Below are 12,817 nucleotides of genomic sequence, written 5' to 3' on the forward strand. Positions count from 1 at the left end.
ACCTGATAGCTACTATCATCAAAAACTCAGTATTAAAAATACTATTGAAACTAGCATACATAGTTAATCGCAACAATAACCAGATCATTTTAGTTTCGATAATGATTAAGTGCTAGTAAGGTTGCTGAATGATATTCAGCGGGTAAATCGTCCTCGTGAAAAATTGCCTCTACCGGACAAACCACTTCACAAGCACCACAATCAATACATAAGTCAGGGTTAATGACATATTGTGTATCTGTTAAATCAATACAATTCACGGGACAGGCATCTAAACAGATGGCCGCTTTTTCATCTTTACATAATTCTGTAATTACAAAAGCCATTATAAATCCCCCATTATAGAAAGTTGTTGTTTGATTTCCTCAGGTGAGTGTTGCCAGTACTGCTCGTTAAAATTAGCCAAAAACTGATGAAGTAATCTTTTTGAATTTGCATCGAGGTGATTCAAAATAACTTTACCTTTAAGTGCTTTGTCTAAATAATTCACTTGCTCTGGCAACGATTTGTAGCCTAGTTTTATGCGACGTTCTTCTTTTGACACGCGCACTTCACTTGCAGTACATCCCGCATAATAAGGTCCATTTTGAGCAATTTGAATAGCTACCCAAACAATCCAATAACGATGATAATCATCGCTAGCATGGGTTAAATCAGCGGTAAATCGAACTTTTTTTTCGATAATACTTCGCCCATGTAAGGCCTCTAAATCGATATATACGTGTTGGTTTTCACAATCTATAATAAGCGGCGTGACATTATTCAAATCAAGGGTGCCTACGCCGTAGCCGCCGTCGCCATCACTTGAATCGTTGCTTAAAATAGTAAAATGTAATTTTTCTTTCATGAAATCATCTCCACATCGAATTGGATTTCTTGAATAAGATTAGGTTTCACTTGACGAAAAATAGCTGTCTGATGAATTACATCGCTTATTCTTCAGTAAAATGGCATCAAAAAAACAGCATCGTACGCACAGTGTACAAGATGCTGTAAACCTAAAATCGTTGATAACTGTATCGTGTCCACATTACAACCACATCACGTATAGTATTTTACAAATGAATGTAATTGAACGTATTCGTAGTAGTTTTTAAATTATACGAAATGGTTGTTTAGAATTTCTTCTAATAAATAAAATATACATTCTATCGTCATTTCCTGCCATCAGACTTATGTCTGAACTATTAATGCATTACTGTGGCTATGTTTAAATAAATCAATGATAGCTAAAATCCCTAATAGCCTGATATACAAGCTGTTAGGGATTGGAAATACTTATTTTGTCGTTACTGTTCTTCCATAAGTCATAAATCTCCATAATTTCTCTAATGGACCCATTTTAAAGAACTTAAACCAAATAACACTATAGATGATTTGAATTAAGAAAGTTAGGGTTGCAATGATAACGACATGATGAGGTGAAACAACTTCTAGTCCCATTAATGAAATAAGACCTAGACCGATAAAACTTTGCGCCCAATAATTTGTAAAGGCCATTTGGCCAACACGACCGATTGGCTGAAGAAGTTTTGCAATCCAGTTATTTTCTAACAATAAAAACAAAGTACATAAATAAAAATAAGTCGTCGGTATTACCCCTAATCCCAAAATAGATTGAAGATTTTGGTCATTTCCTTGTGCAGCAAACCAGATCCAAATGGAGAAACCTATGAATAATGGGAACGTAGTGATTTGTATCCATTTAATTTGTTTAGAAAATTCACGTACATGGCTAACCCAATCTGCCTTCGCTACTAAAAAGCCGGATAAAAACATAATAAAAATGGCAACTGCATCATTTCCTAGAAGACCACAAACAGTTGATACTACGCCTGTGATCGGCACAAAAATTTGCATAACTATCGCAATGACGTGAACAGTTATCAGGCTAAACAACCATTTACTTATAGTTGAAACTTTTGCATGATAGAACGGTAAAAGGAAGAAACCAATCACTGCATAAATGGCAAGAATGGAGCCCCAGAAAACAAAAACGTGAACGATACCAATAACTAACAGCGCGAATAAACGTCTTGCAAAACGCCATCGTGGCTTGTCACCACGACTTTCAGCACGTGAAGCGAAAATATAGAACCCTACTCCAAATAAAAATGAAAAAATGGAAAAGAATTTTTTCTCGACAAAAATATCGATTAATTTATCAATAATACCATTTATTCCACTAAAATCAGGCATGGGTCCGCCTTCTATTATGACTTGATACGCAGTGACATTTATAAACAATATGCCGAATAGCGCTAATCCTCGAATAATATCTAAGGAAACGATTCTTTCTTTTTGTGTAACAGATGGATTCATATTTTTAAAACTCCTTATCTTCAATACTTAATTTCTCTAGGATTATCTTAACTTTCCAGCCTTACAGCTGTTTAATTTAAAGCTTACATAAACCTTAAGGATTTGCATTATTTACATGTATGTTGATGTTTTAAGGTCGTAAATAGGTAAAGGTTTTTCAACTCCACTACTTTCTATGAATTTACTTTCGTTATTTTTAAAGCGATATTAGTATTTTGGTGGGGTACCTGGAGCACCGAATTTTTCTGGATATGTGCATACAAATGGATGAATAAATATATTTAAACAATAGAAATTCTTGAACCTCTCGAATTGAACTACCCCCTTAAAAATGGACAGTTTCATCAAAGCTACAATAAATGACTTCGGTATTGTGCCGGAATCCTTTAATTCAGTCCCTCGAACCTTCCTTTGTTATAATCCTCAAGTTATTTATTTAAAAGCTTTCATTAACTACTATAAAAGTTCCCTTTAACACTAAAAATAGAAGCCGAATTTCGGGTTCTTTTTTATGTGAACGAAAAGTTTAGCTTCCTCACACTCCTACCCATACATAAAATTAATGCTCTAATTGTGTCTTAACGTTCAAATTATACAGGGAAATATTACTAAATATAACAATTTATATTGCTATATTCACATAGTGTGTTATTTTTAAATAAGTAATATAGTGCTAAATAATCAATATATTACCTAATAGTTAATGCAGTACTAAAGGAGGACTTTTTATGAAAAAGAAATTAAAATTCAATCAAGTGTTAATTGGGGTCAGTACAATAGCACTGTCGTTAGGTGGGTTACAAGCAGAAGCATCAGCCGCAGAAAAAACGCCTTATAATGTATTACAAATAAAACCTGCTGGCATAGAAACTCCAAAAGATGACATTGTTCTCTCTACAAAGGCTGATGAAACATTATCATTTGAAAAACGTTTGAAAATTGGAGATTTTTCGCAACACCCAGCTCCAACTATAAAACTTGCTGAAACGAAGCAATTGCAGCAACAGTACTCGATGGCAGAGCTTAATAGAATGAGCGATAGTGAACTAATTGATACGCTAGGAAATATTCGCTGGCATCAAATTACAGACTTATTCCAATTCAGTGAGGACACAAAAGTTTTTTATCAAAATAAAGAACGCATGCAAGTCATCATCGATGAATTAGGGAAACGAGGAAGGTCTTTTACGCAAGAAGATTCTAAGGGTATTGAAACATTTGTTGAGCTACTACGTTCTGCTTTTTATGTAGCATTTTATAATAACGAACTAAGTTATTTAAACGACAGAAGTTTCCATGATAAGTGTTTAACGGCATTAAAGGAAATGGCTAATAATCCAAACTTCAAACTTGGTACAGATGAGCAAGATAAAGTGGTATCTGCCTATGGAAAATTAATAGGTAATGCTTCTAGTGATGCGGAAACCGTTCAGTATGCTGCGAAGATTTTAAAACAGTATAACGAAAATCTCTCTACATATGAAAGCGACCCTTTAAAAGGAGCAGCTATATATGATTTAATGCAAGGGATTGATTATGACTTGCAGTCGTATTTGCAGGAGACACTAAAAGAAGCGAATACGACGATGTGGTACGGAAAGATTGATAGCTTTATAAATGAAGTGAATAAAATTGCGCTTATCCAAAATGTAACAGATGACAACGGTTGGTTAATCAATAATGGCATTTATTATGCAGGTCGTTTAGGAGGATTCCATAGTAATCCAGATAAAGGTTTAGAAGTTGTTACACAAGCGATGCAAATGTATCCTTATTTAAGTGAGGCTTATTTTGTAGCTGTTGAGCAAATTTCAACAAATTATGGGGGAAAAGACTATAGTGGAAATACAGTAGATTTACAGAAAATACGGGATGAAGGTAAGAAGCAATATTTACCGAAAACATATACATTTGATGATGGGTCAATTGTATTTAAGACGGGGGATAAAGTAACTGAAGACAAAATTCAAAGATTGTACTGGGCTGCAAAAGAAGTAAAAGCCCAATATCATCGTGTAATTGGGAATGATAAAGCATTAGAACAAGGCAATGCTGACGATGTATTAACAGTTGTAATTTATGACTCTCCAGATCAATATCAATTAAACCGTCAATTGTATGGCTATGAAACAAATAATGGTGGTATTTATATTGAGGAAAAAGGAACATTCTTTACATATGAACGTACACCGGAGCAAAGTATTTATAGTTTAGAAGAGTTATTCCGCCATGAATTCACACATTATTTACAGGGCAGATACGAGGTTCCTGGTTTATTCGGAACAGGAGCTATGTATCAAGATGAACGACTAACATGGTTCCAGGAAGGAAATGCAGAATTCTTTGCAGGATCCACTCGTACAAATGATGTTGTTCCACGTAAGAGTATTATTAGTGGATTATCTGATGATCCATCACAACGCTATACAGCGGAACAAACTATGTTTGCAAAATATGGAGCATCATGGGATTTTTATAACTATTCATTTGCACTGCAATCTTATATGTATCATCATCAATTTGATACATTTGATAGGATTCAAGATTTAATTCGTGCGAACGATGTGAAAAATTACGATGCCTATCGTAACGCCTTAAGTAAAGATCCACAACTCAATACCGAATACCAAGCCTATATGCAGCAATTGATTGATAATCAAGAAAAATACGAGGTGCCACAAGTATCAGAAGATTATTTAGTGGAGCATGAACCTAAAGCGTTAAGCGAAGTGAAGCAAGAAATTGCCGATGTTGCTAACGTAAAAGATGCAAAAATCATAAAACATACGTCTCAATTTTTTAATACATTTACAGTCGAAAGTACGTATGTAGGTAGTGAAACAAAAGGTGAATCTAATGATTGGAAAACAATGAGTAAACAAGTGAACCAAGTACTGGAGCAACTGTCGCAAAATGAGTGGAGCGGCTATAAAACAGTGACAGCGTATTTTGTAAACTATCGTGTGAATGCTGCAAACCAGTTTGAATATGATCTTGTTTTCCACGGCATTGCAACGGATAAGGGAGAAAATCAAGCACCTCTTGTCAATATAAATGGTCCATATGCTGGAATCGAAAATGAAAAAATCCAGTTCAAGAGCGATGGTTCAAAAGATGAGGATGGGGAAATCGTTTCTTACCTTTGGGATTTTGGTGATGGAAAAACAAGTGAAGAGGCAAACCCTACTCATGTATACGAAAAAGAAGGAACATACAATGTGACATTAACAGTGAAAAATGATAAGGGAATAGAAAGTAAAGATCAAGCAATTGTCACTGTACAAAAGGGAGCTCCTCATCCAGAAGAAGCGAAGATAATTCCATTTAATATGCCCCTAAAAGGTAGTTTGATTGATGTTGATACAGATGTATATCAATTCGAGGTTACGTCTCCAGAAGAAATAGATATTTCTGTCGTAAATGAAAATCAAATTGGCATGACATGGGTGCTTTACCATGAGTCTGATATGCAAAATTACGCATCCTATGGACAGGAAGATGGAAATATTATTAAAGCGAACTATAAAGCGGAACCTGGAAAGTATTATTTATATATTTATAAATTTGATCATAAAAACGGAACATATACAGTAAATGTACAGAATGGAGCACAAACAGAGATAGAACCAAATAATCGTCCAGAAGAAGCGAATATCATTCCATTTAATCTGCTCCTAAAAGGTAGTTTGTTTGATGGTGATGAAACAGATGTATACACATTCGAGGTTACGTCTCCAAAAGACCTAGATATTTCTGTCGTAAACGAAAATCAAATTGGCATGACATGGGTCCTTTTCCATGAGTCTGATATGCAAAATTACGCATCCTATGGACAGGAAGATGGAAATATTATAAAAGCTAACTACAAAGCGGAACCTGGAAAGTATTATTTATGTATTTATAAATTCGAGAATGAAAACGGGACATATACAGTTAAAGTACAATAATAGCGTATACGAAAATTCCTACTTATCTGTGACGAGTAGCATTGAAAAGCGAAAGTTATCTCGAATTTATATGGATGGAAATTTAATTCTGCATTAAAACTATAAGAGCCTAGCTACAATAAACATGTAGCTAGGCTCTTTATAGTTATTTAATTTCTGATTCCATCATGTTCCTCTAATGATAATTGTATTTCTTCTCCCTCTTCTATTCTTTTTTTTATATTAACTGCACCCCAATCACACATTAGATCAATAACGTGCGTTAGACTTTCACCATATTCTGTTAATGAATATTCAACTTTTGGAGGACTTTGATTGTATACTTTTCTAAGTATAATATTATCTTTTTCGAGTTCACGAAGCTGTTGAATGAGCATTTTTTGTGTGATATTTGGAATCATTCTTTTCAATTCACTCGTTCTTTTTCTTTGATCCATCATCAGAATACATAGAATCACAATTTTCCATTTACCACCAATTATATCCAAAGTGGCTTCTATCGAGAAATTATATTTTTTCATTTTTAATCCTCCTAATCTAAGGCTTTCATAAATTGTTACTTAATAGTAACTAGGTTACTTTAAAGTGGGTACTAAACAACCATAAAAGTATAGTATACCATCATAATTAATCGAAGCATTCCACATGCTTTTTTAATTTGAAAGGGGTTTTTTATTAATGAAAACACTTGTAATTGTTAGCCATCCAGATTTATTAAATTCGCGAATCAATAAAAGATGGGTGGAAGAATTAAATAAATACAATAAGGAAATTACAGTTCATGATATTTACAAAGAATATCCAGATGGAAATATAAATGTTGCAAGAGAACAAGCGTTAGTGGAAGAACATAGCTCCATAATTTTTCAGTTCCCTTTACAATGGTTTAGCACGCCTCCTTTGTTAAAGAAATGGCTTGACGATGTACTATCCTATGGCTGGGCTTATGGTTCCACAGGAAAAGCACTAGTTGAAAGGAACATCGGCTTAGCTATTTCAGCAGGAATAAGAAAGCGTGATTTCCACGAAGAAGGAAAATATAAATTTACATTAGAAGAAATAACAGTACCATTTAAAGCCACAGCCCTATATACTGGAGCGACCTTTCTTCCCACTTTTGCTGTTTATGGAGCAGAGAGTGAATTATCTGATCAAGAAGTTGAACAAAGTGCACCAGAGTATGTTAGTCATATTTTTAATCAGGCAAAAGTATAATAAACACGGCTATTTACTTTAGATTAGTGTCTCAATAACTGTCATACCTTCATTGGTTTATTTCGGATTATTCTTCACAAAATCTAGCATCTACTCATTTACGAACCACTCAGGATGGTAAATGAACTCTTAATGTGACATTCCTGATTTCGATCGTTTACTTAACTTCACGATTGATACGAAAACATTTGGTGAAAACTGTGTAGTAAACATTCTATGCCAATAAAATAAAGTCCACTTTAAAATGGGCAACGTTATTTCCTTTGTCAACTTGTTGTGCCTGAGTTCGGTAATGTACTGGACTTAGGCTTTTTAATATGACTTACAAAACCTTTCCAACTCTCAGATTGTTCATTCACGCATGTAGTAAAAGAACGCTTCTGTTTGCGTTCTTTAGCAGAGACTCCTTTTTAAAGAAAGGAGTTTTATCACTATCAGGGCATGGACAACTGTTAACATATAGTTTCGTCTCATGCTGCAGTTTTTTAAGCTTATACTAGTTTTTAATCCCTTTTCAAAAGCCATAACTACATATTTTATAGTAACGAGAACATTTTAGAAAAGAGGAAAAAAATGAAGAACAGACGTAGCAAACTAGGTTTTTGTTATCCTGGCTATAGATACTGCGGACCTGGATGTTCTGGCCCTGACGAACCAACGAATCCAGTCGATGCCTGCTGCAAGTTTCATGATGAATGTTATTCGCGATATGGTAGAACAAAGTATTGTGATCAATTATTTCAAAGTTGTTTATTGCCAAAAATTAACCCTCATAACAAAATGGGCAGAGATGCTCGATTGTTCTACAATATTTTCGAAATACGTAACAAGTTTTATTAATTTTTATAGGGAATCCTGTTTTCAGGTAAACAGGATTCCCTTGTACTATTTACACTTTGTTAGTGAACCCATTTCATAATTCAATGTCATATTCTTGGCACCATTCAAGTGCTTTTTTCTCCATTTGTGAAACAAATGCTTTTTTAGCAGGGCTATAATCGCGAGTAATCATACTGATTCGCCAACTCTTCTTTAAACTCACTATATCTTGCCGCTTCATCAGGGTTTGCAAGCAGATACTCTCGAAATGCTAAATGTCGTTCAATGTGCGGATTGTCAAATTGATAAAAATGAATATGATGTGTTCTATTGTCCCCACCTTTACGAAACAATCTTCTTCCCTCAATGCCCCAATCACCACCTACATCATATCCCAATGATGCCATTTGTTCGTTATATGTATCCACTTTTTCAATGTCATCTACAATACACATCATGTCAATTACAGGTTTTGCCTTCATTCCCGGAATTGAAGTACTACCAAAATGCTCAAATGACTGAATGTTATCACCAAAAATAGCCTTTAAAAATTGTACCTCCAACTCGAACAACATTTGCCATCTCGCTGTATACGCAGTTAATCTTACTTTCATTTGATCACCCCCATCCTTTAAATTACAGTACTTTAAAGAATTAAGAAACATTCATTATTTGCAAATTTTCGTATTTTATCAGAGGCTACAATTTGCTGGTACACACACTAAGGAATTGTGTACATTGTTTATTATTTTTTTGTATAATAAATACATACAAACTGGAAGGGACTGAATTATGCGCAGATAGCAATATTTTTTCATCCAACTCAATAAAAAATTTGGAGGTAAAAGTATTGATAGAACAACTCTCTACCAAAAGATTGCTGTTAAGAACAATGAAAGAATCGGATGCACATCATTTATTTAAAATTTGGTCAGATCCAGATGTTACGAAATTCATGAACATTTCTACCTTTACACATGAGGATCAGGCACAAGAGATGATTGAATTACTAAATGAATTAGCACTGGATCACAAAGCAATTAGCTTCACTATTATTGAAATCGCTTCAAATGAAATCATTGGTTCTTGCGGATTTAATGCCATTGACTTTGAAAACGCTAGAGCAGAAATTGGCTATGATATTGCCAAAGCTTATTGGGGAAAAGGTTACGCCCCTGAGGGAATTATGGCATTAGTAAATTACGCTTTCACGACATTAGCTTTCAATCGGATTGAAGCAAAAGTAGAGCCAGGAAATGTGAATTCTATCAAAGTTTTAGAAAAGCTTCATTTCACATTCGAAGGAACTCTCAGACAGTACGAAAAATCGAACGAAGTTTTTAAGGTCATCAATAGCTATTCATTATTAAGAAGTGATGGATTCAATAATTAAAAAATAGTTACAATACCATAACAGGCTCATCAAAAGTCCTTTCACTTTTGATGAGCCTTTACTTATTTTTTATTTAATTGAAATCCAAATTTCTGAATATAAATCTGGACTAAATGGATCTTCATCTGAATAAACTTCAAGCTCTGCAGAACCTGCAGGCTCATAAGGATTAGATGGGAACCATTCAGAGTAAATTTGCTTCCAGGTATTTTGCATAGCATCTGGCATTGGGCCATGTACTTCAAAAACTACCCATTTTGCTGCTGGTACCTCCATTGTTAACAGATTGTCTGGTACCTCTCCCACATGCTCAGTCGCAATCCAATAATCCATTAAACTGTTTTCCTTATAGTGCTTATCTGGTACACAAACACCGAGCACCCCTTTTATTTCCCCATTGTTCAATTTAAATAATACATCGTCCATACCTTTGTTGTTCATTTCATCCCAGAATAGAGGGATACCTTGCGTATTCTCCCCATTTTGGCAATTATACGTTCTTTTTACCCCTACAACTTGAAACTTTTCTTTTTCTACAATTTTATACTTCATTGGTTCTGCTCCCTTCAAGCTCACCTGAATGATCAGGCGGTTGTATGATTGTAATGGTCCTTGCTGTTTTCTTGCTTCACTCGGCGTTACGTTATGCTGCTTGCGAAACGCTTTTGTAAAAGCCTCAGGAGAGTCATAGCCATATTTGTAGGCGAGGTCGATAATTTTGTGTTCTGTATTCATTAACTCTTGTGCAGCTAAAGTCAATCTTCTGCGTCTAATATAATCAGCAATCGACATGTCCGTTAATATAGAAAATATCCGTTGAAAATGAAAGACTGAAGAATTTACCTCTTGTGCAATTTGATCCATTGTTAAATCATTTAATAAATTTTCTTCCATATAATTAATTGCTTTCTGAATCGACTCTATCCAACTCATGCCCTCACTCCTTGTTTATAGATTAAAGTATCCGGATTTTATTATCCTGTCATTTTATGCTAACTTTGGACGGGTAAAATTGAAAGAAGTTTCTGCTGTTGATTGTGGCCTATATTTCTATTATTAATAAGATCATTTAGTTGTAGTACCTTCAGTTATTACATCTCTTTTCTTTTAGTGGCGTTTTGCAAATAGTTAAATGGCAAGGTACTGCAAAAAATAAATTTATTTTCCCGTTACTTGCTGGGGATAGAAATGCAGCATCACTGGAAGTATGAAGAATCGCCAATAGACTACTTAAGTGCAAATAATAATTAAGTGAAACTTAATTTTCTAAAAATGCTAGTTTTGTTAATCAACCTATGATAATGTATATTTTACAACAATTACCATACAAAAAAAAAGGAGGTTTACCATGTTTTTAAACTTACATATTGAAACTGAAAGAATAGTGATTCGCCCTTATGCATTAACGGATGTGGATGCGTTATATGCAGTCGTTTCTGAGCCAAACTTTTATCAATTCATTCCAGAGGATAGACCTAGTCGAGAAGGTGTACAACGAATAATTGAATGGTCCATGGATTGTAATCAAAAAAATACACCAACCCACATTCATAAACTTAATTTAGCCCTCGTTGATAAAGAAAGCCAAACTGTAATTGGCTTTTGTGGACTTGGCCCAGATGATGTAATGCAAACAGAGGTTGAAATTTATTATGGTATTTCGGAAGCATATAGAGGGCGAGGCATTACATCTGAAGCAACGTATGCTTTAATGGACTATGCATTTAAAGTCATCAGTCTCCCCCGAATAATTGCGGTGGTTCATCCAGAAAACTTGGCATCTATCCGTATTATTGAGAAGCTCGGAATGCGTTATGAATTTACAAATCACAATCTTGATCCATCGTTGCATGATTTCGAAGGATTACTAAACTACATGATTGAAGCCGAGACTTTCCTGTCAAAACATTGCATCGATCTGAATGAATGGTAGATTGTCACATTCAGACAGGCCTAGTATGATGAAGGACAAAATTTAAGAAGTATCAGAGCCTAACAGCCCCAACACTTCTTTTTCTAGTCCATTTTCCTATATTCATCACGTTCCCTGTTCAAACCCTCTCCCCAGTATAAAAACTGGGGATTTTATTATTAGTTTCTGTACGCTAATTCATACATTAACGTAACATTATAGCTAAACTGTTACATTTTTCAGCGCCTATTTCATACAGTATTAAAAAGGATAGTTGCTGAAACACCATTCGAAAAAGCACCTCCAGTTGTGGTAACTTGCAAAGAAAGAAGCGTACAACTATTAACCGGAAAATTAGAGGTTGTTTTGGCGCAACAATTTGGAGATGCAGATGAATTTGGACCTGTAATTGTAGCGATAATTCCAGTTGCTACAGGAGCTGTAAATCCGCAATTTGTGCTTATATATATTTGAGCTGACGCTGTTTGTCCTGCACTTAGTAAATGGTCTCGGATATTTAAAGTTAGGCTTTTAATAATAGCATTTTCTGGTATAACTATTGAACTTCTGACAAATGAAGCAGAAGAATTACCTGTTCCAAGAAAGTCATTGTTTCCTACTGATTGATCTGTAGATAAGAAAACTTCCATTAACCCTGAACCACTTGGCCCAGTTACTCCTTGTATGCCTGTCGCTCCTGTTACTCCTCGGAATCCTGTTGCTCCCGTTACTCCTATTACTCCTTGTAAACCTGTTGCTCCCGTTACTCCGGTTACCCCTTGCGGACCTGTTGCTCCCGTTACTCCTGCTAGTCCTTGTAGACCTGTTGCTCCTGTTGCTCCGGCTATTCCTGCTAATCCTCGCGGGCCTGCTGCCCCTGTTGCTCCTCCTAGTCCTTGGGGGCCTGTTGCTCCGGCTACTCCCGCTAATCCTTGGGGACCTGTTGCTCCGGCTACTCCCGCTAATCCTTGGGGACCTGTTGCTCCGGCTACTCCCGCTAATCCTTGGGGACCTGTCGCTCCGGCTACTCCCGCTAATCCTTGGGGGCCTGTTGCTCCTGTTGCTCCTGCTAATCCTTGGGGACCTGTTGCCCCTGTTGCTCCTCCTAGTCCTTGGGGGCCTGTTGCTCCGGCTACTCCCGCTAATCCTTGGGGACCTGTTGCTCCGGCTACTCCCGCTAATCCTTGGGGCTGTCTCTTATACACATCT

General features: G+C 35.7%; 11 protein-coding genes and 1 pseudogene. 5 read left to right on the forward strand and 7 right to left on the reverse strand.

The genetic code is table 11. From position 1 onward, the window contains the following. Positions 1-89 precede the first annotated feature (89 nt). From C9J35_RS17985 to C9J35_RS17995, 3 genes are all read right to left on the reverse strand, one after another. On the reverse strand, positions 90-326 hold the full coding sequence (locus C9J35_RS17985) for a ferredoxin family protein (protein WP_010858682.1): 237 nt from the start codon (positions 324-326) through the stop codon (positions 90-92). After that, positions 326-847, reverse strand: coding sequence for a YwhD family protein (locus C9J35_RS17990; protein WP_107925711.1), 522 nt, complete (start codon positions 845-847; stop codon positions 326-328). The genes C9J35_RS17985 and C9J35_RS17990 overlap by 1 nt, the downstream gene beginning before the upstream one ends. 431 nt (positions 848-1,278) lie before the next feature. Beyond that, a complete protein-coding gene (locus tag C9J35_RS17995) occupies positions 1,279-2,322 on the reverse strand; it encodes a DUF418 domain-containing protein (RefSeq protein WP_107925713.1) in 1,044 nt (347 codons plus the stop codon). Between the two features lie 728 nt (positions 2,323-3,050). Here C9J35_RS17995 and C9J35_RS18000 point away from each other — a divergent pair. Next, positions 3,051-6,269 (forward strand): collagenase, encoded by a 3,219-nt coding sequence (locus tag C9J35_RS18000; RefSeq protein WP_107925715.1) that lies wholly within the window; start codon positions 3,051-3,053, stop codon positions 6,267-6,269. 149 nt (positions 6,270-6,418) lie between these two features. Here the strand turns inward: C9J35_RS18000 and C9J35_RS18005 are convergent, their stop codons facing one another. Then, on the reverse strand, positions 6,419-6,790 hold the full coding sequence (locus C9J35_RS18005; protein WP_054769975.1) for a winged helix-turn-helix transcriptional regulator: 372 nt from the start codon (positions 6,788-6,790) through the stop codon (positions 6,419-6,421). A 157-nt stretch (positions 6,791-6,947) separates the two neighbouring features. On the opposite strand from C9J35_RS18005, the gene C9J35_RS18010 reads away from it, so the two are divergent. Next, positions 6,948-7,484, forward strand: a complete 537-nt coding sequence (locus tag C9J35_RS18010) for an NAD(P)H-dependent oxidoreductase (protein ID WP_054769974.1) — start codon at positions 6,948-6,950, stop codon at positions 7,482-7,484. Between the two features lie 573 nt (positions 7,485-8,057). Then, a complete protein-coding gene (locus C9J35_RS18015; RefSeq protein ID WP_107925717.1) occupies positions 8,058-8,324 on the forward strand; it encodes a Parvovirus coat protein VP1-like protein in 267 nt (88 codons plus the stop codon). A 73-nt stretch (positions 8,325-8,397) separates the two neighbouring features. On the opposite strand, the pseudogene C9J35_RS18020 reads toward C9J35_RS18015, so the two are convergent. Further along, positions 8,398-8,917: pseudogene (locus tag C9J35_RS18020) on the reverse strand (GrpB family protein). A 236-nt stretch (positions 8,918-9,153) separates the two neighbouring features. Here C9J35_RS18020 and C9J35_RS18025 point away from each other — a divergent pair. Continuing rightward, positions 9,154-9,696: a GNAT family N-acetyltransferase gene (locus C9J35_RS18025; protein ID WP_054769973.1), complete on the forward strand. Its 543-nt coding sequence runs from the start codon at positions 9,154-9,156 to the stop codon at positions 9,694-9,696. Positions 9,697-9,765: 69 nt separating this feature from the next. Here the strand turns inward: C9J35_RS18025 and C9J35_RS18030 are convergent, their stop codons facing one another. Further along, entirely contained in the window at positions 9,766-10,629 is an 864-nt protein-coding gene (locus C9J35_RS18030) for an AraC family transcriptional regulator (RefSeq protein ID WP_054769972.1), read from the reverse strand. A 415-nt stretch (positions 10,630-11,044) separates the two neighbouring features. Here C9J35_RS18030 and C9J35_RS18035 point away from each other — a divergent pair, with 415 nt between their 5' ends. Next, positions 11,045-11,629, forward strand: a complete 585-nt coding sequence (locus tag C9J35_RS18035; protein ID WP_054769971.1) for a GNAT family N-acetyltransferase — start codon at positions 11,045-11,047, stop codon at positions 11,627-11,629. 230 nt (positions 11,630-11,859) lie between these two features. Here C9J35_RS18035 and C9J35_RS25185 read toward each other — a convergent pair. Continuing rightward, the coding region (locus tag C9J35_RS25185; protein ID WP_167396005.1) for a collagen-like domain-containing protein at positions 11,860-12,817 on the reverse strand (958 nt) is incomplete at its 5' end.

The sequence above is a fragment of the Lysinibacillus parviboronicapiens genome, from assembly GCF_003049575.1.
GTDB lineage: Bacteria > Bacillota > Bacilli > Bacillales_A > Planococcaceae > Lysinibacillus > Lysinibacillus parviboronicapiens.

Coding starts and splice junctions, on each gene's coding strand:
- C9J35_RS17985 (WP_010858682.1), bottom strand. CDS start 326: ATGGCTTTTGTAATTACAGAATTATGTAAAGATGAAAAAGCGGCCATC.
- C9J35_RS18030 (WP_054769972.1), bottom strand. CDS start 10,629: ATGAGTTGGATAGAGTCGATTCAGAAAGCAATTAATTATATGGAAGAA.
- C9J35_RS18005 (WP_054769975.1), bottom strand. CDS start 6,790: ATGAAAAAATATAATTTCTCGATAGAAGCCACTTTGGATATAATTGGT.
- C9J35_RS18015 (WP_107925717.1), top strand. CDS start 8,058: ATGAAGAACAGACGTAGCAAACTAGGTTTTTGTTATCCTGGCTATAGA.
- C9J35_RS17990 (WP_107925711.1), bottom strand. CDS start 847: ATGAAAGAAAAATTACATTTTACTATTTTAAGCAACGATTCAAGTGAT.
- C9J35_RS18035 (WP_054769971.1), top strand. CDS start 11,045: ATGTTTTTAAACTTACATATTGAAACTGAAAGAATAGTGATTCGCCCT.
- C9J35_RS17995 (WP_107925713.1), bottom strand. CDS start 2,322: ATGAATCCATCTGTTACACAAAAAGAAAGAATCGTTTCCTTAGATATT.
- C9J35_RS18010 (WP_054769974.1), top strand. CDS start 6,948: ATGAAAACACTTGTAATTGTTAGCCATCCAGATTTATTAAATTCGCGA.
- C9J35_RS18000 (WP_107925715.1), top strand. CDS start 3,051: ATGAAAAAGAAATTAAAATTCAATCAAGTGTTAATTGGGGTCAGTACA.